General features: G+C 63.1%; 18 protein-coding genes, 1 tRNA gene and 1 pseudogene. 14 read left to right on the forward strand and 6 right to left on the reverse strand.

Translation table 11 applies throughout. From position 1 onward, the window contains the following. Positions 1–143 precede the first annotated feature (143 nt). The 9 genes from AC19YT_RS16405 to AC19YT_RS16445 all read left to right on the forward strand — a co-directional run bounded on the left by AC19YT_RS16405 (position 144) and on the right by AC19YT_RS16445 (position 8,655). Positions 144–220 (forward strand) — tRNA-Met (locus AC19YT_RS16405). 197 nt (positions 221–417) lie between these two features. Further along, positions 418–933, forward strand: a complete 516-nt coding sequence (locus AC19YT_RS16410) for a sigma-70 family RNA polymerase sigma factor (protein WP_095107786.1) — start codon at positions 418–420, stop codon at positions 931–933. After that, entirely contained in the window at positions 930–1,877 is a 948-nt protein-coding gene (locus AC19YT_RS16415) for a FecR family protein (protein WP_500610623.1), read from the forward strand. The genes AC19YT_RS16410 and AC19YT_RS16415 overlap by 4 nt, the downstream gene beginning before the upstream one ends. A 75-nt stretch (positions 1,878–1,952) precedes the next feature. Beyond that, positions 1,953–4,364: a TonB-dependent siderophore receptor gene (locus AC19YT_RS16420; RefSeq protein ID WP_500610624.1), complete on the forward strand. Its 2,412-nt coding sequence runs from the start codon at positions 1,953–1,955 to the stop codon at positions 4,362–4,364. Between the two features lie 281 nt (positions 4,365–4,645). Further along, positions 4,646–5,125: a hypothetical protein gene (locus tag AC19YT_RS16425; RefSeq protein ID WP_500599001.1), complete on the forward strand. Its 480-nt coding sequence runs from the start codon at positions 4,646–4,648 to the stop codon at positions 5,123–5,125. Between the two features lie 104 nt (positions 5,126–5,229). Next, positions 5,230–6,630, forward strand: a complete 1,401-nt coding sequence (locus AC19YT_RS16430; RefSeq protein ID WP_500610625.1) for a PAAR domain-containing protein — start codon at positions 5,230–5,232, stop codon at positions 6,628–6,630. After that, on the forward strand, positions 6,627–7,016 hold the full coding sequence (locus AC19YT_RS16435) for a hypothetical protein (RefSeq protein WP_500598996.1): 390 nt from the start codon (positions 6,627–6,629) through the stop codon (positions 7,014–7,016). The genes AC19YT_RS16430 and AC19YT_RS16435 overlap by 4 nt, the downstream gene beginning before the upstream one ends. Before the next feature lie 192 nt (positions 7,017–7,208). Further along, entirely contained in the window at positions 7,209–7,700 is a 492-nt protein-coding gene (locus tag AC19YT_RS16440; protein ID WP_500598994.1) for a hypothetical protein, read from the forward strand. A gap of 76 nt (positions 7,701–7,776) precedes the next feature. Next, positions 7,777–8,655 (forward strand): LysR family transcriptional regulator, encoded by an 879-nt coding sequence (locus AC19YT_RS16445; RefSeq protein WP_500610626.1) that lies wholly within the window; start codon positions 7,777–7,779, stop codon positions 8,653–8,655. Between the two features lie 96 nt (positions 8,656–8,751). Here the strand turns inward: AC19YT_RS16445 and AC19YT_RS16450 are convergent, their stop codons facing one another. Continuing rightward, positions 8,752–9,069 (reverse strand): hypothetical protein, encoded by a 318-nt coding sequence (locus tag AC19YT_RS16450; RefSeq protein WP_095107776.1) that lies wholly within the window; start codon positions 9,067–9,069, stop codon positions 8,752–8,754. A gap of 227 nt (positions 9,070–9,296) precedes the next feature. After that, complete coding sequence (locus AC19YT_RS16455; protein WP_500610627.1) at positions 9,297–9,614, reverse strand: isochorismate lyase; 318 nt, start codon at positions 9,612–9,614, stop codon at positions 9,297–9,299. A 132-nt stretch (positions 9,615–9,746) separates the two neighbouring features. On the opposite strand from AC19YT_RS16455, the gene ggt reads away from it, so the two are divergent. Further along, complete coding sequence (gene ggt, locus AC19YT_RS16460) at positions 9,747–11,576, forward strand: gamma-glutamyltransferase (protein ID WP_500610628.1); 1,830 nt, start codon at positions 9,747–9,749, stop codon at positions 11,574–11,576. Between the two features lie 205 nt (positions 11,577–11,781). Here ggt and AC19YT_RS16465 read toward each other — a convergent pair whose 3' ends face one another. Next, complete coding sequence (locus AC19YT_RS16465; protein ID WP_500610629.1) at positions 11,782–12,261, reverse strand: GNAT family N-acetyltransferase; 480 nt, start codon at positions 12,259–12,261, stop codon at positions 11,782–11,784. 119 nt (positions 12,262–12,380) lie between these two features. On the opposite strand from AC19YT_RS16465, the gene AC19YT_RS16470 reads away from it, so the two are divergent. After that, entirely contained in the window at positions 12,381–13,190 is an 810-nt protein-coding gene (locus AC19YT_RS16470) for an AraC family transcriptional regulator (RefSeq protein WP_500610630.1), read from the forward strand. A 21-nt stretch (positions 13,191–13,211) separates the two neighbouring features. Here AC19YT_RS16470 and AC19YT_RS16475 read toward each other — a convergent pair whose 3' ends face one another. From AC19YT_RS16475 to AC19YT_RS16485, 3 genes and pseudogenes are all read right to left on the reverse strand, one after another. Further along, complete coding sequence (locus AC19YT_RS16475) at positions 13,212–13,643, reverse strand: methyl-accepting chemotaxis protein (protein ID WP_500610652.1); 432 nt, start codon at positions 13,641–13,643, stop codon at positions 13,212–13,214. Between the two features lie 156 nt (positions 13,644–13,799). Continuing rightward, positions 13,800–14,576, reverse strand: a pseudogene (locus AC19YT_RS16480) (PAS domain-containing protein); the annotation flags it as partial. A gap of 153 nt (positions 14,577–14,729) precedes the next feature. Next, positions 14,730–15,950, reverse strand: coding sequence for an OprD family porin (locus AC19YT_RS16485; protein ID WP_095107772.1), 1,221 nt, complete (start codon positions 15,948–15,950; stop codon positions 14,730–14,732). 184 nt (positions 15,951–16,134) lie between these two features. Here AC19YT_RS16485 and AC19YT_RS16490 point away from each other — a divergent pair, with 184 nt between their 5' ends. The 3 genes from AC19YT_RS16490 (at position 16,135) to AC19YT_RS16500 (ending at position 20,621) form a co-directional block, all read left to right on the forward strand. Continuing rightward, entirely contained in the window at positions 16,135–17,031 is an 897-nt protein-coding gene (locus AC19YT_RS16490) for a LysR family transcriptional regulator (RefSeq protein WP_095107771.1), read from the forward strand. Positions 17,032–17,260: 229 nt separating this feature from the next. Continuing rightward, complete coding sequence (locus tag AC19YT_RS16495) at positions 17,261–18,709, forward strand: YfcC family protein (RefSeq protein WP_500610631.1); 1,449 nt, start codon at positions 17,261–17,263, stop codon at positions 18,707–18,709. A gap of 73 nt (positions 18,710–18,782) precedes the next feature. Beyond that, entirely contained in the window at positions 18,783–20,621 is a 1,839-nt protein-coding gene (locus AC19YT_RS16500; RefSeq protein ID WP_500610632.1) for a CocE/NonD family hydrolase, read from the forward strand. The last annotated feature ends 36 nt before the right edge of the window (positions 20,622–20,657 follow it).

Genomic DNA, 20,657 nt, shown 5'->3' on the forward strand with positions numbered 1-20,657 from the left:
CAAAATGCCCGATCCCCGAATACGACAAATCCCCGGGTTCGCCCAAAAACCCGGGGATTTTGATAAATGGTTGATAGCGTAGATAAATTTTTAATAAAAGCGCTTGACGCTTTTACGTTACGGGCGAATAATGCGCGCCACTTGGCTACATAGCTCAGTTGGTTAGAGCATAGCATTCATAATGCTGGGGTCCGGGGTTCAAGTCCCTGTGTAGCCACCAAGTACCGGTTCGATGACATCGCAAGGTGTTCATCGAACCAACAAGAAGCCCGCCTCGTGCGGGCTTTCTTGTTTCTGCTTTGCCCCTTTTCTCTAACTTCCCCCGCCCTCCAGCAAATCCCCCAAAGCACCTGCCCATTGCGGCTCCCCGTTTGAACCCTCTAGAATAAGATCAATTCCCACTTACGAATTCATCTCATGAAACCCGCTTCGCCCACCGAAGTGCCGACGCTCGACGCCCTGTATCGCGGCTACCACGGTTGGTTGTTGAAGTGGTTGCGCCGCCGTGTGCATTGCTCCCATCAAGCGGCGGATGTGGCGCAGGACACCTTCACCCGCCTGCTCGCCGCCGGTCCTTATGTCGCGCCCGGCGAGCCGCGGGCTTACCTGGCCACTGTGGCACGGCGGTTGATGATGGACAGCGGCCGTCGGCGGCGCCTGGAAGAGGCCTATCGCGAAGAGCTTGAGCGTTGCGCCGCGTACCTTGAGCAGGCACCGTCGCCGGAGCAGATACTGCACGCCGCGCAGGTGCTGGAGGCGATTGACCGGGCGTTGTCGCAGATGAAGCCGCGCATCCGCCAGAGCTTCACCCTGCGCCACCTCGAAGGCCTGGATCAGGTGCAGATTGCCGAACGCCTCGGGGTGTCGGTGCGCACGGTGCAGCATGACCTGGTGGAAGCCTTGCTGGCGTGCGATGCGTGCATCCAGCCATGAACCAGCCTTTGTCGCCCGATGTACTGCGCCAAGCCGCCGAGTGGTTGGTGCACCTGGATCATCACGCCGATGCCGCCACCGAGCAGGCCTTTAACGCCTGGCTGGCCAGCGACCCGCGCCACCCCCAAGGCATCGCCCGCCTCCAGGGCCACCTTGCGCCGCTCACCCAGGCCCCGGCGCGGGCCGCGTTGCGCCGCACCCGGCAGCCGCGCACCAACGTCATCAAGCCGCTGGCCCTGGCCCTGCTGCTGGGCCTCGCCGCCGTGCCCGCCTACCAGTACGGCGAACGCGGCTATCTGGTGGCAGACCTGAGCACCGACCGCGGCCAATGGCGCCAGGAGTTACTGGCCGATGGCAGCGCCCTGCAACTGGAAGGCGATAGCGCCGTGGACCTGCGCCTGGACGCCGACCAACGCCGCGTGAGGTTGCTGCATGGGGAAATCCTGGTGAACGTGGCCAAGGACGCCCAGCGCCCGTTCTATGTCGACACGCCCCAAGGCAGCATCCGCGCCCTGGGCACGCGCTTTATCGTGGAACTGAGCAACGGCGCCACCCAGGTCAAGATGCTCGAATCCTCCACCCGCATCGACAGCGCCGGGCAAACCCTGACCCTGGGCCCCGGCCAGAGTGTGCGTTTCGATGCCCGTGGGCCGGGAAACGTGGAGAACATCGACCCCGTCGCGCTGCAACAGGCCTGGAACCACCATCAATTGCTGGCCAACGACCAGCCCTTGGCCGAGGTGTTCGAACGCCTGGCCCGCCATCGCCCGGGGCTGTTGTCGTTCAACCCCCAGGCACTGCAAGGCTTGCGGGTGACGGTGCTGTTACCTGCCGACGACAGCGACCGCGCATTGCGCCTGCTGGCGCGCACCTTGCCCATTGAAGTACGCACCTACACGCCGTGGCTCACCCGGGTATCGCTGAAAAAACCCAAAGAAGAATAATTTTCAATAGCGATTGCGTGTTTGCGCTTTTGCCGCGTCCTCCCCTTGGCCAACATCCAAAGGAGCACCGACCTCATGTCCTCAACCCCTACCCGTGGCGGCCTGCTGCTGGCCAGCCGCCTGTTGCTGGGCTGCCTGCCGCTAGCGTTGCCGGCCCTTGCCTACGCGCAACAGCAAGTCCAGACCTTCGACATCGCCCCCGGCCCCCTCGGCGAAGTGCTGAGCCGCTTCACCCAGGCAGCCGGCGCGCCGATTGCCTTTGAGTCGCGGCAAGTGGCCGGGCTCACCAGCCCTGGCGTGCGCGGCAACTACAGCGTGGTTGAGGGCTTCGCCCAAGTGCTGGGCGACACCGGCCTGGTGGCCCGCGCCGGCGCCGATGGTTTCGCCCTGGAAAGCCTGCCGCCCGCGGCCGGCACCCTGGCGCTGAGCGCCACCCAGGTCACCGCCAACCAGTTGGGCACCATCACCGAAGGCAGCGGCTCCTACACGCCGGGCACCATCGCCACCGCCACGCGCCTGGTACTCACGCCCCGGCAAACGCCGCAGTCCATCACCGTGGTCACGCGCCAGAACATGGACGACTTCGCCCTCACCTCCATCGACGACGTGATGCGCCACACCCCCGGCATCACCGTCTCCACCTTCGACAGCGAGCGCAACAACTACTACGCCCGCGGCTTCTCGGTGGAAAACTTCCAGTACGACGGCATCCCCACCCTGCGCAACTCGGCCTACTCCTCGGGCCAGACCCTCAGCGACATGGCCATCTACGACCGGGTAGAAATCCTCAAGGGCGCCACCGGCCTGCTGACCGGCGCCGGCGCACCGGGAGCGACCATCAACCTGATCCGCAAAAAGCCCACCCGCGAGTTCCAGGCCAGCGTCGAACTGGGCGCCGGCAGTTGGGACAACTACCGCTCCCAGGTCGATGTCAGCGGCCCGTTGACCGAAACCGGCAACCTGCGCGGCCGCGCCGTGGCGGCGTACCAGGACAAGCACTCGTTCATGGACCGCTACGAGCGCCAGACCCAGGTCTACTTCGCCACGCTGGAAGCCGACCTCAGTGAAGACACCCTGCTGACCATCGGCGCCGACTACCAGAACAGCGACCCCACCAGCGCGGGCTGGTCCGGCAGCCGCAACCTGTTCGACCGCAAGGGCGAACGCCTGGACGTGCGCCGCTCGTACAACAACGGCGCGAAATGGAGCAAATGGGAGCAGTACACCCAAAGCGTCTTCGCCACCCTTGAACGCAGCTTCGCCAACGGTTGGGTGGTCAAGGGCCAATACACCCACCAGCTCAACGGCTATGACGCGCCCTTGGGCTCCGTGGAACTGGGCCCGGACCCGGCCACCGGCCTGTCGGCGATCTACGCCAACAAATTCACCGGCGACACCCGGTCCGACTCCGGCGATATCTACGCCAGCGGCCCCTTCAGCCTGTTGGGCCGCGAGCATGAACTGGTGGTCGGCGCCTCCGCGTCCAATTCCCACTGGAACGGCAAGGACTACGGCAAACCCACCTACGTCAACGGCAATAAGGTGGTGGACTTCTGGCACTTCGACGGCAACTTCCCCGAGCCGAACTGGGGCAAGCCTACGCGCATCATCGATGAAACCACCCGCCAGACCGCCGGCTACACCACCGCCCGCTTCAACCTGACGGATGACTTGAACCTGTTCCTGGGCATGCGCGTGGCCAACTACTGGTTGACCGGCAGCAACGACTCCACCGAAACCGGCAAACTGGTGCCCTACACCGCACTCACCTACGACCTGAACGACAACTTCACCGCCTACGCCAGTTACACCAGCATCTTTATGCCGCAGGTCTACAACCGCGACCGCAACCAGAAACTGCTGGAACCGGACGAAGGCAAAAACTACGAAGTGGGGATTAAGGGCGAGTTCCTCGAGGGGCGCCTGAACACCAGCCTGGCCTACTTTGAAATCCACGAAACCAACCGCGCCGAACCGGATGCCGAATACAACGCGGCGCCCACCGACCCCTCGTTCGACTACGCCACCCAAGGTATGAAAGCCACCACCAAGGGCTTTGAAGCGGAGATGTCCGGCGAACTGGCGCCAGGCTGGCAGGCCCAGGCCGGCTACACCCACAAACTGATCCGCGACGAACATGGCGCGCAACTGTCCACCTGGGAGCCTCAGGACCAGGTCAGCTTCTACACCTCGTACCGCTTCAAAGGCCCACTGGATCGCCTGACCCTCGGCGGCGGTGCGCGCTGGCAGGGCGGCAATTGGCAAGAGGTGTACAACCGCCCCAAAGGCCGCAACGAAGAGTTCTCCCAGGACGCCTACTGGCTGGTGGACGTGATGGCCAAATACCAGATCAGCGACCACCTCTCCACCGCGCTGAACGTCAACAACCTGTTCGACAAGTACTACTACACCAACATCGGCTTCTATAACACGGCGTACTACGGCGACCCGCGCAACGTGATGGTCACCACCCGCTGGGACTTCTGACCCAGCCCGGCCCGCTCCCACAAGGCATTGCAGCCAAACCTGCAAGTGGGAGCGAGCCCTGCTCGCGATCAGGCCGTTACACCCCACCCATCCTCGGCGAGCAATACCGCGAAACTACCGACTCGCCTTGCTCTTATTGGCGACATCATCTTAGGAAACAGCCTATTTACTTCCTACAAACTCAGGACTCAAGGTGCGGCCTGCAACATCAATCATCAGATAGCCTTCTCACTGAGTTAGCGATAACCCCAACTCAGTGAACTTGAGTCCGGATAATAAAAATGTATACCAACGAAACTTCCCTTGAATTGCTCAGCAACCTGGACAATTCGTCCTTCACACAACAGCAACTTGCCGACCTCAACGAGCAAGCCCTGGCTATGATTAATCAACAACAGGCCTATAAAGAATCTCACCCGCCTAGTGCGATTTACCGGGTGGCAACCGAGGGTAGCCAAACCCGTAGGGGTGGCGTAGTCCAACAGGCAACGTCGCCAATGGCCTTTACCTTGGATAACGGCCAGAAAGTAAAGGCCGCGCAAAAAGGCGACCGCGTTGTGTATCCCGATGGCAGTACGGCGCAAATCGTAACGGCGGCAGGGGAACAATACAGCCACGTCGCACTGGTCGGCAGTTACCTAAGTAATGGCGATGAGATCATTAACACCCTTCAAGACCGCTGCCTAATCATTGGCCGGGTCGGCGTATCAAAGGCCGAGGATTTTCTGCCTGCCCTTGAATCGCTAAAGCATGAGGCATGAAGCACTTTCATTAATATTCAGCGCCACACAACTTGAGTTAACTCGAGGCTGTCGATTATTAGCGCCTGAAACATATGGGCCTTGACCGAACGAATTGGGAAAAAATGAAAGAAGGTTATTTCATTGGCTTAGGCGACCACACGACTTGCGGCGGCCAAGTTCTCACCGGGGATGACAGAGTCACACTGTTTGGTCTACTCCATGCTCGCGAAGGCGATCTGGTTTCTTGTGGAAGGCACGGGGGGATTTATCAGATAGTCGGCGGCATTTCCTACATTAATAGCCATGGCAAACTTATGGCTGGCACCCTCGACAGCTACAGTAGTTGCCCCTGCCAAGCCAAACTGATTCCGTCGATATATACGGCCACCTACGAGAGCTTCGCCCCGCAGGCGAACAGAAGTTCTGCTCAACCAGCCCCCGCACCTGTAGCTGAACGCCCGGTCGTGTCGCCCCAATCCGGTTTCACCCCGGCAAATCAATCGGCTACAACGGTATTCCACCGTCTAGGGGGCCAGGAACCTGGCTTCTTTGTGGTGCCCAAAAGCATGACCCGCCAAGCACTGGAGGCGTCGCTATTCCCCGTGCCCGATCCGGCGGTGATGAACAAATTTCAACTGCTCAACCCGCATCCAGGGGACGTAAAAGCAGGCTCAATGATTGTGCTCAGCGACCCGAGCAACTTTCAATGCAGCCGTGAAGAGGCGTTGCTGATGGACGCTGCGGCCAAGACCCATGAAGCCCTCGAACTCCTTAGTGCGGATGAGGCGGACTTTATGGCTCAGCACCGTGAAGAAATCGAGAACTTTCTGGCCAGAGGCTCGACGGCTATCGGGATCGGCGAAGTCATGTTCGCCAAGCATTTGGAGGATATTAAAACTGTTCTGCACGATATCGAGTTATTGCACCAACGCACATTCCAGGCAGATGGACATTTGCACTCGCCAGCGTTTTTTGCTGAACGTAAACGGCTGCTTGCAAAGTTCAATACCCACCTCACCGCTTTAACGCGAAAGGGCATTGGCTTCCCGGATCACCCAAACTTGAAAAGCGCGTTGGGAATTTCCAGCCGAAGCCTGGTTCACCATTGGACCAAGGCCGGAGCCGCTCAACAAATACCTGGATACGCCACCCACATCGAAGGTGTTGCCAAAGCGGCCAAAGTCATCAAGTACGGTGGCTGGATAGGCACTGCCGTTGGAGGGGGAGCGTCTTATATGAACGTTCAAGATGTGTGCACGGCAGGTAATGTCGGGGCTTGCGAGCGGGTGAAGTTCACTGAGGCGGGGAGTTTTTTCGGCGGGATTGGAGGTGGGGCAACAGTAAGTGCGTTTTTGACTCCAGTTGTAGGAAGTCTTTGTGTGGGGTTGGGGGTACCAACTGGAGGTTTAGCTTTTTTAGCATGCGGTGTCGTTGCGGTCGGCGTTGGATCATATGCAGGCGGCGTGTTTGGTGAAGCTGCGGGAGAACTCATTGGCGACATCATCTACGAGAGTATCAAATGACGACTTCTGCGCTTGTTGCAGGCTATCTATGCGGCTTCGTGCTCGTTTGCATGTATATGTGGATCGCAATCGCCCTGCATATGGCCTACACCAAGATGGATACAATGCTTGAGCACCTTAAAAACAGTTCTTCGGTGATGGCTTTAGCTCCGCTCAAGCATGGTGGCCCATGGGGTAGGTTACTTTTAATTGGAGGCATTTCAGGGTTCCTTACATTCCCCAAACTGTACGCAAGGCGTGGCGGAGTTAGCCCTGAAGATTTAAAAAAATTCCCCGAGCCACTTAAGCGGCAGCTGACGATGTTGTATTGGAGCGTAATGATCTTGATAATTTCTTTGGTGCTATCTGTAACCTCGTACAAACTTATAAAGGCTTATCACTTATAGGCTTGAATAGCTTCATCGGAGCCAAACAAAATAGGAATGATTCTATTTTAAGTTTGCCGCGAAAAATCTTGCACCGTTCAAACCGGCGCCAGCATAACCCCAGGGAATCGTCGGCATGCGCAATGGTGCTTTTACGCCGCGCCAAACCCTGCTTAGCATCGCTCAGGTGTTCACCTTTCAAGGAAGACCTGCATGGCTCGCCCACCGCTTCACTGCACCGCGCCCGATGCCGAACAAAAACAGATCGCCCTCTACCGCCGCGTCAACGGTTTTACCGGGCCGTTGGCGCGTACAGGCTGGCACTGGCGCACCCGCTGGATCGCCCGCGCCCTGGCGCTGTGGGTGTGGTGCAAGCACCACGGGCGCCGCCAGCAAGGCGCCCTGGCAATTGCCCGCGAATGGCAGCGGCTGTTTGGCCTGCCGCGGTTCTGGGTGATCGAGCGGGTCGAAGACGACACCGCTTACTGCGACATCCACTTCCCCTGCTCCCTGCAAGGCAGCGGCGATGTCGCGGCCTGCCACCGCTTGATGGAATACGACCGCGCCATCCTCAGGCACATCGGCGGGCAAATGGTGGTGCTGCAATCGCGGGCCGACCCCAGCGTCACCGGCGGCTGTAAGGTAGCCATCCGCAGCCTGGGCGATCGGCGCACAGACTTGATCCCCGCACGATTGCTGGACTAGGGCCGATTCCCCGCTTGCTCCGGCGCGCACCGCTCAACAAGATAAGGCCCTCGCGCACCCTGCAAGGAGCCTGTGCATGCGTCTGGAAATCAAGCACCTGCAACTGGTGCAAAGCATCTGCGCCACCCGCAACCTGACCCGGGCGGCGCAGCAGTTGTTCATCTCCCAACCGGCCCTGAGCAAACAACTGGCCGAGTTGGAGGATCGCCTGGGCTTTGCGCTGTTCCAGCGCACCCGCAAAGCGATGATCGCCACCGAGGCGGGCGCGGCGTTCAACCAACATGCCCAGCGCATCCTCGGCGATGTAGCGGTGCTCGACGACTACCTCAAGCGCTACGGCAAAGGCGACGCCGGGCGCCTGCGCCTGAGCATCGACCCCTTGCACCACGCCGATTGGCTGGCGGCGTGGCTGGCGCAGATGCGCGAGGAGTTCCCCCACCTCAACGTGCAGGTCAAGCAGGTGCCCGACCTGCTCTACAGCCTGCAACAAGGCGACAGCGACCTGGTGATCCTGGGTGAAACCAGCCCCGCAAGCGAGATCGACTTCCACGCCCTCAACGCCGATGAACTGGTGGCGATCCTGCCACCGGGGCACGCGCTCGCCCACCGCCCCTGGTTGCAGGCGCCAGACCTGGCCGGGCAGGCGTTGCTCTACCACTTCGAGCTGGAGCAGTCGTACCTGTACCGGCGCTACCTGCACCCGCAGAAGATCGAGTTGGGTTCGTTGCAGCACATCCAGGACATCCCCGCCATCATCGCCCTGGTGCGCGCCGGCATGGGCATGAGCCTGCTGCCCCGGCGCCTGCTGCGTGGCGACGAACAAGGCCTGGTGGTGCGCCCCATCGGCGAGCAGGGTTTCCCCTTCACTTGGCACGTCGCCGTGGCCCATGGCGACACCCGCCCCGCCACGCAACGGGCAGTGCATTACTTGAAAGAGCAACTGGCGGGCCATTGAGCAACCCCGTGGGAGCGGGCCCCGCCCGCGATAAGGCCAGTGCGGCCAGCAGCCATGCCGCCCCCACAGGTGCAGTGCCTCAGTTCATCGTCGAACCTACAAAAACACCGCCGCCACCAGCCCCAAAGCCCCCAGGCAGAAACCGATCAGCTCGCCGCGCCCGGGCATCTCGTGGAACATCGACCAGATCACCAGCGGCTCGAGCATCAGCAGCGAAGTGACCGACACCACCGTCACCAGCCAGATATCGCCCACCGCCCGATACCCCAGCCAATACGCCGCCATCAGGCACAACCCGGAAAAACAGGCCAGCAGCACGGGAAACGTCAACGTCTCCCACGAGGTGCTGCCCGCCTGGGCCAACCGGGCCACCGCGACCTCGCTGTAGATGATGCAAAACTCGCCCAAGACCATCAGGCCTAGAGCAGAAGCTGCGAATATTTCTTTGGACATGCGACAAACCCCTTTCGATTGAGCGCCAGTTTTTTCAGCGCCCAGGCACCCATGGCTCCGTTAACGGAGCCGCCATGGCGAAACGAAGGGGTGTGCGGTGGCTCGGTGAGGTTCAAGAACCTGAACATGTCCATTTCCTTATTGGTCAGTGCGGCCACGCCTCTCGGTGGCGCGCCAGGTATACGCCATCAGGCCCCCGCGCCACCAGCGGTTTGCCAATGCTTCATTTCCTCAGCGATGAAATGGCCCACCAGGTCGCTGTAGAGTTTTTCGATGGCATCGGCGCTCAAGCCTTCGGCTTCAGCCCATTGCCGGCGTTGCAGCAGCATCGCCTGCAAGCGCTGCGGGGCGCGCACCGAGGTGGCGCTGGTCTTGAATTTCGAGGCGGCGAGCACGTATTGGAACCGCTGGCCCAGCAGGGCAATCACGGCGCGGTCCAGGGCATCGATCTCGTGGCGGATATCGTCCATGCCGGTGCATTCGTCCGGGCGTTTTTGAGCTTCCATGTGCAGCACTCCGAAAGTGGGTAGGCCGGGGATTTAAGCACATCCCAGGCCCAGGCCCGCGTTGCACCGCTGGCCCCACGCCGCTACATTGCCCCTTCGCCGCAGCCCTCTTCCCCACGCATGGAGCGCCCCGTGTCCCAAGCCCTTTTCCTGCGCCACTGGCGCCTGTCGGCTCTGACCCTGCTCGCCACGGGCGTCATCACCCTCGGCGCTTGCCACGCCCCGGCCTCCCACGATTTACCGCCGGAAGTGCCTTCGGGCTATCGCAGCGACCTGCGCTCACAGCACGCCACCAAGCACATGGCCGCAGCCGCCAACCCACTGGCCGCCGAGGCGGGGCGGCAGATGCTGCGCGAGGGCGGCTCGGCCATCGACGCCGCCATTGCCATGCAAGCGGTGCTGACCCTGGTGGAGCCGCAATCCTCCGGCATTGGCGGCGGGGCGTTGATCGTGCTGTGGGACGGCCAGCAGGTGCGCGCCTACGATGGCCGCGAAACCGCGCCGGCGGGGGCCACCGGCGAGATGTTCCTGCGCGCCGACGGCAAACCCATGACCTTCGCCCAAGCCCAAATTGGCGGGCGTTCGGTGGGCACGCCCGGCGTGTTGCGGGCGCTGAAAATGGCCCACGACAAACACGGGCGCCTGCCCTGGGCGCGGCTGTTCGAACCGGCCATCGAGCTGGCCCGCAACGGCTTCGCCATTTCCCCACGGCTGCACACCCTGATCGCTAGCGACCCGCATTTGCCGGGTTCGCCGCAGATGGCGGCCTACTTCCTCAACGCCGACGGCAGCCCCAAAGCCGTGGGCACGCGCCTGCAAAACCCGGCCCTGGCCAAGGTGCTGGCGCGCATCGCCAGCGAAGGCCCCGATGCCCTGTACCGCGGCGTCCTCGCGGAACAAATCGTCAACCAGGTGCAGCGCCACGCCAACCCCGGCAGCCTGTCCTTGGCCGATCTGAGCGCCTACACCGCCGTGGAGCGCACGCCCCTGTGCAGCGACTACAAACGCTGGCAGGTGTGCGGCATGCCGCCGCCGTCCGCGGGCGGCATCGCCGTGGCGCAGATCCTCGGCACCTTGCAGGCCCTGGAGCAGCGCGACCCGCGCTTGGCCCTCGCCGCCCTGGCGCCCCGTACCGCCGACACGCCGCTGGGCCTGGAACCTGCGCCCGAGGCCGTGCACCTGATCGCCGAAGCCCAGCGCCTGGCCTACGCCGACCGCGCCCAGTTCATCGCCGACAGCGACTTTGTACCCGTGCCGGTGACCGGCCTGCTCGCCCCCGATTACCTGGCCCGGCGCGCCGCGCTGATCGGCGAGCGCAGCATGGGCACGGCCCGCCCCGGCAACCCGGTCGGGGTGCAAGTGGCCTACGCGACGGACCGCTCGCCGCTGCGCATCTCCACCTCACAAGTGGTGGCGGTGGACGACCAGGGCGGCGCGGTGTCGATGACCAGCAGCGTGGAAGCGGCGTTCGGCTCGCACCTGATGGTCGAGGGCTTTTTGCTCAACAACCAGATGACCGACTTCTCGTTCATCCCCCAGGAAAACGGCCAACCCGTGGCCAACCGCGTCGAGCCGGGTAAACGCCCGCGCTCCTCCATGGCCCCCACCCTGGTGTTCGACCGCGCCAGCGGGCAGTTCCTCGCCACCGTCGGCTCGCCGGGCGGCTCGCAAATCATCGAATACGTGACCAAGTCCCTGGTGGCGATGCTCGACTGGAACCTCGACCCGCAAACCGCCATCAACCTGCCCAACTTCGGCAGCCGCAACGGCGCCACCGAACTGGAACAGGGCCAGTTCAGCCCCGACCTGGCCAAAGCCCTCAAAGCCCGCGGCCATGAGCTCAACCTGATCGACATGACCAGCGGCACCCAAGCCATCCGGCGCGTACAAGACAACCAAGGCCGCCCCGCCCTATCCGGCGGCGCCGACCCACGGCGCGAAGGCGCGGCATTGGGGGATTGAACGGGTGTGGGAGCCCGCATCGCGAGCAGCCGACAGGGCCCCATCGCGGGCGGGCCCGCTCCCACAGTTGAACGGTGATTTCTCCTCTGTGGGAGCGAGCCTGCTCGCGATGGCAGCACTGAGTGACGGTGACAAAGGGTAGGGATAAGACAGTTGCTCCCACCGGTTTGTCGGTGATTTGGCTGGCGGCTCGCTCCTACCCCGCTCAGGCCTTGGCATATCGCAAATGCACCAACGCCACTCGCTCCCCCTGTTTGTTGGCGCGTTCTTCGATGGCGTAAGGGGTGAAGCCGAGTTTGGGGTAAAGCAGCAGGCCGGCGACGTTGCTGTTGAAGCACGACAGGGTGATTTCCCGAGCCTGGTGTTTGTGCTGGGCGATGTCGATCATGTGGCGGATCAGCGCGGCGGCCACGCCAGTGCCGCGGGCCTGGGGATCGACAATGACGTTGCCGATGGTGCAGGTGCCGTGTTGTTCCCACTGATAGAAGTTGGCAAAACCCACCGTTTGCCCGGCCTGCTCGATCACAGTGGAGTCGCTGCGCTGGTCGATGGCGTCTTGCAGTTGCTCGGCAGTCAGGGGCCAGGTGGCGGCGGGGAAGAAAAAGTACAGTTCTTCCACGCTGCCGGCAAAGCTGCAAATGCGGGTTAAGTCACGGGGCTCTACCGGGCGGAAAGTGAAAGTCATCGGGGCGCTCCTTGTCATGGTGAAAGTCATCTGGCTGACCTTTCTACCCCATCACGGGCGTTGCTGACAGAGGGCGCCACGCAGGTTACCGTGGCGGGCACCGCGCAAGGAGAATCCCCATGGCCAAGCCACCCCGCCACCACGACTGGGTTTACCGCGCGCCTTCGAGCGGCGGCGTGGAGCGTATCGAAGCGTTTTTCGCCGGCCACGGTTTCGCGCCGCACCGCCATGACACCTACGCCATCGGCCGCACCCTCAAGGGCGTGCAGAGTTTCCAATACCGTGGCGATTGGCTTCACGGCTTGCCGGGCACCACCATGGTGCTGCACCCCGATGAACTGCACGACGGCGAGGCCGGCACCGAGGCGGGGTTCCACTACCGGATGATGTACATCGAGCCGGCGCTGATCCAGCAGATCCTTGGCGGCCAGCCCCTGCCGTTTATCCAGCAAGGCGTGTCCAGCGACCCGCGCCTGGCCGCCGCCACCGAGGCCTTGTTGCGCAGCCTGGACGATGCCCCCGACCCGTTGCAGGAACAGGACGCCCTCTACGACCTGGCCCAGGCCCTGAGCCTGGCAGGCGGCACCCGCGCCAATGAGCAGCGCTTCGATTACCTGGCAGCGCAACGGGCGCGGGAGTTTATCCACAGCGCCCTGGAGCGCACCGTGACCCTGGAGGAATTGGCCGAGCACAGTGGCCGGGACCGCTGGAGCCTGTCGCGGGATTTTCGCTTGCTGTTCGGCACCAGCCCCTATCGCTACTTGACCATGCGGCGCCTGGACCTGGTGCGGGCCTCACTGCTTCAGGGCCTGCCGTTGATCGACGCGGCGATGAACGCCGGGTTCACCGACCAAAGCCACATGACCCGCCAATTCGGCAAGGCCTACGGCCTGTCGCCGGCGCGCTGGTTGCGCATGCAACGGCGCTGAAGGCCGCTAGCAGCGCGGCGCTCAGGTCGACAGTTGGTTGGCGAACTGGCCCACGGCGCTGACCACTTTCTGCGCGCCGTCCTGGATTTCCACGATCACCGTGCCGGCCTCAGCGGTCAGGGCCAGGCCTTGTTCGGCCTGGACGATGCCGTCGCTCATCAGCGCCACGGCGTCGCGGGCCATGTCCTGGTTTTGGCGTACCACGCCGACGATTTCCTCGGTCGCCTTGCTGGTGCGCGAGGCCAGTTGCCGCACTTCGTCGGCGACCACGGCAAAACCACGGCCCTGCTCGCCGGCACGCGCCGCTTCGATGGCGGCGTTGAGCGCCAGCAGGTTGGTCTGTTCGGCGATGCCGCTGATGGTCTTGACGATGCTACCGATCACCTGTGACTGGGCGTTAAGCGCCTCGATGCCTTCCCCGGCCTGTTGCATGTGGGTGGCCAGGTCGCGCATCACCTTCACGGCCTCGGTTACCACCGCCGTACCACGCTGGGCGCTGCTGTCGGTTTGCAAAGAGGTGCTGTAGGCGATGTTGGCGGCGTCGGCCACCGCTTGTTCCTGGTTGATCTGGTCGGTAATCACCGTGGCGAACTTGACCACTTTGTAGAGCTTGTTGTTGGCGTCCACCACCGGGTTATAGGACGCCTCCAGCCACACCACGCGGCCATGGCTGTCGATACGTTTGAAGCGCTCGGCGACGAACTCGCCGGCGTTCAGGCGTTTCCAGAAGGCCTGGTAGTCGGCGCTGTTGGCGTCTTCCGGGGTACAGAACATGCGGTGATTCTTGCCCTGGATCTGCGCCAGGGTATAGCCCATACCGCTGAGGAAGCGCTCGTTGGCCGTGAGCACGTTGCCATTGAGGTCGAACTCGATCACCGCCGTCGAACGCACCAAGGCGCCGATCAGGTTTTCGTGCTCGCGGGAGGCCTCGATGGTGCGGGTCAGGTCGCTGGAGTAGATCGAGAAATTCCGGATATCGCCGCGCGAGCCGCGTACCGGCTGCATGATCGAGCGCAGCCAGGCTTCCTGGCCGTTGCCGCGCAGCAGGCGCACCGCCCCGGCAAAATGCTCGCCGCGGGTCAGGGCGTTCTTGAAGCGGCGGTGGAACTCATCGTGTTTGAGGTGGGCCGGCACGAAATCCTCGATGTGCCGCCCCAACAAATCGCTGCTCTTGTAGAACATCTCGCCCAGGAAGTTCTGGTTGACCGACTGCACGCGCCCCTCGGGGTCGAGGGTCAGGACCAGCATCTCGCTTTCCAGGCTGTCCTTGACCTGCAGGAGGCTGGAGAGTTCTTCGCGAAGAGCCGAGAGCTCCTGCTTCAAGCGTTTGTTGAACATGGGGGATGCACCGATGGGCAAGATTAAGAGCAGCATTCGCCTAGCCATCGGCCTACGGGGGATTTTCTGAAGAGCGCGTAGGGGTTGCCCTACAAAAATAAATTTACGGGCACACCGCCCAACCTGGGGAACGGGCTTGTATGGGAGCAGTCTTGACCCCCCTCGTACGCAAGCCCGGCCCCCGCCGGGCAGGAAGGGAAACTACCAAAGCGCCACATCGTACGTCAGGTACAACCGGTAGTTATCGCGGTCACTGGCATAGGTGGAGCGGTAGGTGGCCTTGCGCAGTTCCACGCCCAGGCCTTTGAGGGCGGTGTTCTGGACCACGTATTTGAGGTGGGTGTCCGATTCCCACTCGCGGGTTTCGCGGCCCTTGAGTTCACCGTTTTCGCCCTTGTAGTAACGGGTCATAAACGTCAGGCCCGGCACCACGGCGGCGAAGTCGTAGTCGTAGCGCAGCATCCAGGTCTGTTCGCCGGCCTGGATGAACTTGCCCACGCCGGCGTTGCTGAATGAGTACACCGTCGACACGGCTGCGTAGGGCAGCGCGGTGTCGCCCCGCACTTTCTGGTAGCCCAGGCCCAGGGACTGGGCGCCGAGGCGGTAGGTGAACAGGCCACTGAACATGTCGGCATCGACCTTGCCGCTACGCGCCTCGCCGGCCTGGTCGCTGATGAAGTAACGCAGGTCGCTGGTCAGGCTACCCGCGCCCACGGGTTGCTTGTGCACCAGGCCGAGGAAGTTCTGCCGGTAGAAGTCGCGCATTTCCCCGTAATACCAGATGCCGCTGAGGTTGGGGGTGAACTTATACACAGCCCCGGCGAAGTCGAAATCGGTGCCTTTGCCGCCGTAGCCCTGTGGGTAAATATCCACGCTGTCGGTGGAGTTGCGCTGTTTGAACTTGTCCAGGTGGCCGGCGTGCAGGTACAGGTCGGAAATGCCCTTGTACTCGATCTGCGTGCCGCGATAGGTCTGGGGCAGCAAGCGGCCATCGTTCTGCACCAGCACGGGGATTTTCGGCAGCAGGGTGCCGGTTTTCACCACGGCATCGCCAAAGCGCAGCTTGGCGGTCAGGCCCAGGCTGGAAAAACCGTCCGCCGCATGGCCGTCATCGTGCACCGGCAACAGCCCGGTGCCGGCGTGGGTCGGGCTGGAATCAAGCTTGAGCCCGGCCAGCCCCAAGGCATCCAGGCCAAAGCCCACAGTGCCTTGGGTGAAACCCGATTGCAGGTTGAGCAAAAAGCCTTGGGCCCACTCTTTGCGGTCTTCGCCACCGTCGCGGTAGCCATCGTTGAAGTAGTAGTTGCGCAGGGTCAGTCGGCCCTGGGCGTCGTCGAAGAATCCCTCGGCCAACAGGCCCGGCGAGAAGCTCGCCAACAGGCCTGCACAGGTCAGGCCGCGGGGGGTGAAAAGCTCACGCATGCTGATGTTCCTCAGTGCCGTTTTATCGGTTTTATCGGGCAGTGGCCGGCGCCGTCGTGCTGGACGCAACGCCGTGTCGGGGCGGACACTAACGGCTCGCCTTGACCTGGACAACGGTATGCGCGAAGCGCATCGGGCTATGCGCAAAACGGCTTGTGGGCACACGGACCAGAGGACAACCAGGATGAATCTCAAACAACTCGAAGCCTTCAAAGCCATCATGGCTACCGGCTCCACCATCGGTGCCGCAGCGCGCCTGGGCCTGTCCCAGTCGGCGGTCAGTCGCCTACTGACCCAGCTCGAAGAGGCCCTGGGCTTTGCCCTGTTCCTGCGTAAAAAAGGCCGGCTGATGGCCACTGCGCAAGCCGACGAACTGCTCGGCGAAGTCGCCGCCCTGGTGGACGGCATGCAGCGTGTGCAGCGCCTGGCCGACGAACTGCGCATCGGCCGCTCGCAAAAGAGCCTGCTCAAGGTTGCCGTCCCCACCAGCATGGCCCAGGAGTTGTTGCCACGCATCGTCGCCGAGTTTCTCAAGGGCCACGACGAGATCGTGGTGGAGTTGCTCACCGGCTCCTACGACATGATCGAGCGCGCCGTGCTGGACCGCTCCGCCGACCTGGGTTTCGTGCGCCTGCCCACCGAGCTGGCGGACTTCGACACCGAGCCACTGCTGCACAGCGAAGGCGTATGCGTGATGCCCGCCGACCACCCGCTGGCCCGCCACGAATGGATCGAGGCCCGCCACCTGCACGATGTACCGCTGGTGATGCTGGGCCGCCAACGGGCGGTGCGTGCCGAGTTGAACCAGGTATTCCGCGCCGCCAACCTGACGCCCCAGGTGCGGGTGGAAGTGCACTCGGTGGGCGCCGCGTGCAGCTTCGTCGCTGAAGGCCTGGGGGTGTCCATCGTCAATGGGTTGCTGGCCAGCCATTTCAGCCACTTGCCCATCGTCACCCGGCCCTTCCGCCCGGCCCTGCCCTATGCCTTCGGCCTGGCGTTTCGCCGCGACGAAGCGCGCTCGCCGGTGGTCAGTGCGTTTGCCCAGCACCTGAAACATCGCCTGGGCGATGGCACGCGCTGAGGAGGGCCCTGGAGGGGAGAACTCCCCTTGTGGGAGCCACGCTAGCGCCCACACAAAATAGCTCGGCAATGGGCCATCAACCCCCGAAAACGCATAGCCCGACCCGCTCCACGCATAACGTTGTCGGCCCCCGACGTTTGCCCTAGTGTCCGCGTCACCAAGCATCACCAGCCAAAACAATAACAGCGCATGACACCCGCCAGACGGGGCGCGAACCGGGGCCACCGCCATGACCGAACCACGTCACACCACCATCACCCAACCCGCCGCCGGGGCCTCGCCCGGCAAGCCGGATGCCATTGGGCAACGCAAGCAAATCAACCCGGCCATCATCTTGCTGAGCATCGTCCTGCTCGCAATTGCCTTCACCTACGCGGTCAATTCCGGCAAGTTCCAGCGCCAAAATGGCCTGGTGGTGCCGGGCTCCTACCAGGTGCTGGAAAAACACGATTCCCTGAGCCAGTTGTTCTCCATCGAGCCGCGCAAGGCCGGTGATGCGGCGCGCCCCGTGTCGCTGGTGGAAGGCTTCATGGCCATTCCCCAGGGCATCGAAAAACGCGCCGGGCTGATTTTCATGGTGCTGTTCATCGGCGGCATGTTCGGCGTGCTGAACAAGGCCGGGGCCATCGACGCCGGGCTGGAGCGGCTGCTGGGGATGACCCGGGGCAATATCTACGTACTGGTGCCCACCTTGATGCTGGTGTTTTCCGCCGGCAGTACCTTTATGGGGCTGGCCAAGGAATTCATCCTGATCGTGCCGCTGATGGTGGCCATGGCCAATCGCCTGGGGCTGTCGAACCTGATCGGCCTGGCCATCGTCACCATCTCGGTAAAAATCGGCTACCTGGCCTCGATCACCAACCCGGTGGCGCTGTCCGTGGCGCAACCGATGGTGGGCCTGCCGATTTTCAGCGGCATGAGCATGCGTATCGCCGCCTACGCCACCTTCTTGCTGGTGGGCATCGTGTTCGTGCTGTGGAGCATCCGCAAGCAGGGCTTCGACGCCACCGCGCAGATCAGTTTCGAGCACAAACCGTTGTCGGTACGCCACCTGCTCAACCTGTTGGTGCTGGGCAGCGGCGTCGGTTTCATGGTCTATGCCTCCAATCGCTGGGGCTGGAAATACCATGAGCTGTCGGCGTTCTACCTACTGCTCAGCGTGGTATTCAGTGTGATCGCCGGCCTGGGCGCCAGCGTCGCCGCCAGTGCCTTTGTCGATGGCATGAAAAAAGTGCTGATCGCTGGTGTGTTGATCGGTTTGGCCACTGTCGTGGAGATCATCCTCAGCACCGGCCAGGTGCTGGACACCATCGTCAACAGCCTCGCCAGCGTCGTCGCCGACCACGGCCCGATTGTCTCGGCCTACGGTATGTTCCTCGCGCAACTGGGCCTGGATGTGCTGATCCCGTCCACCTCCGGCCAGGCTGCCGTGACCATGCCGATCTTCGGGCCGCTGGGCCAGTTGTCGGGGGTCAGCCCGCAGACCACCGTCTACGCCTTCCTCCTGGGTAACGGCCTGACCAACATGATTACCCCGACCTCCAGTGGCTTGCTGGTACTGCTGGCCACCGCGCAAGTGGGCTGGGGCCAGTGGGCGCGTTACATCCTGCCGCTGTTTTTGATCTACACCGCGCTGGCCATGGTCCTGCTGGCCATCGCCGTCACCACCGGCTACTGACCTCGATTGTGTAGCAAGCGGGCGAGCCCGCTTGCTACATCCGCATATTTTTATAAGACGAGTGCCTGCAACGATGCTTATTTTGCGCAACCAAATGATCGCCATGCGCGACGGCGTCCATCTGGCCACCGACATTTACCTGCCCGACCCAAAGTCCGGGCCATGGCCGGTGGTGATCGAGCGCACCCCTTATGACAAATGCAAGCCGTCACGCTCCGAGAAGCAGCTCGACGGCCAGCACCTTTCCCGCGAGGCCATGGCCCAAGCCTTTACCGCCCAGGGTTTCGTCGCCGTGTTCCAGGATTGCCGCGGCCGCTACGCCTCTGAAGGGGTGTTCACCAAGTACACCGCCGAAGGCGAGGACGGTTTCGACACCCTCGCCTGGCTCATGGCCCAACCCTGGTGCAATGGCCGCATCGGCAGCATGGGCCTGTCCTACGCCGCCCACACCCAACTGGCCATGGCCTGCCTGCACCCGCCGGGCTTGAGCAGCATGGCCCTGGATTCCGGCGGCTTCGCCAATGCCTTCCAGTGCGGTATTCGCCAGGGCGGTGCCTTCGAGCTCAAGCAAGCCACCTGGGCCTGGCGCCAGGCCAAGGAAAGCCCGGCGGCCCTGGCCGACCCGGCCATCGGGCAAGCCCTGGCCGCCGAAGATATCCATGAGTGGTTCGCGCGCATGCCCTGGCAAAGCGGGCAATCGCCACTGCGCCATGTGCCGGAGTACGAAGCCTACTTGTTGGATCAATGGAGCCAGGGCTGTTTCGGCGAATATTGGCAAAAACCCGGGATCTACGCCCAGGGCCACTACGCCAACCTGCCGGATATCCCTGTGCTGTTCATGTCCAGTTGGTATGACGCCTACGTCAGTTCGACCCTGGCCAACTACGCCGCTTTCCAGGCCAACACTCAGCGCGCCCAGCGTTTGGTGATGGGGCCGTGGTTGCATGGCGACCGCAACATCACCCACAGCGGCGATGTCGAGTTCGGCCCGCAGGCGGCCTTCGACGGCCAGGTCGGCGCCACTTGGTTGAGCACGCGCCTGGACTGGTTCGAGCGCTCCCTCAAACCTGGCACCGAACCCGCCCCAACGTCGGTGCAGGTGTTCATGATGGGGGGCGGCAGCGGCGCCAAGGATCACAATGGCCGCTTGCAGCACGGCGGGCGCTGGCTGCACGGCCAGCAATGGCCCCTGTCGGGCAGCGAGCCGCTGACCCTGTACCTTACCGAGCAAAAATGCCTGAGCCGCACCCCGGCCACGCAACCCGAGGCGCACCTGAGCTACCTCGCCGACCCCGCCCACCCCGTACCAACCATTGGCGGCGCGCTGACCTCCGGGGCGCCGGTGTTCGTCGGCGGTGCCTTCGACCAGCGCGAACGGGCCGACTTCTTCGGTACGCGGGGCGACAACCGGCCGCTGGCCGAGCGTGATGACGTGCTGAGCTTTCAGACGGAACCGCTGACAGAAGACCTGATCGTCGCCGGCCCCCTGCGCATCGAGTTGTGGATCGACAGCGACGCGCCCGACACCGACTTCACCGCCAAGCTGCTGGACGTCTACCCGCCCAGCGCCGATTACCCCGAAGGCTTTGCAATGAACATCACCGATGGCATCCGCCGCTGCCGCTATCGCGACTCCTGGGAAGCCCCGACCCTGCTGCCCCCCGGCGAGCGAGTCAAAGTGGTCATCGAACCCTTTGCCACCTGCAACCTGTTCCAGCGCGGCCATCGCCTGCGCCTGGACATCGCCAGCAGCAACTTCCCGCACTTCGACGTCAACCCCAACAGTGGCGAAGCCGAAGGCCAGGCCCGCCACCCGCGCGTCGCACGCAACACTTTGCACCTGGGGGCGAACAATCCCTCACGCCTTGAACTGACCGTATTGCCCCGCAGCGCCCTACCGTTGCCGCAATAAGCAGGCCCGCCCCGGGCGGCGTTTCGACGCTCGGGG

This window comes from Pseudomonas sp. MF08875 (genome assembly GCF_059862525.1).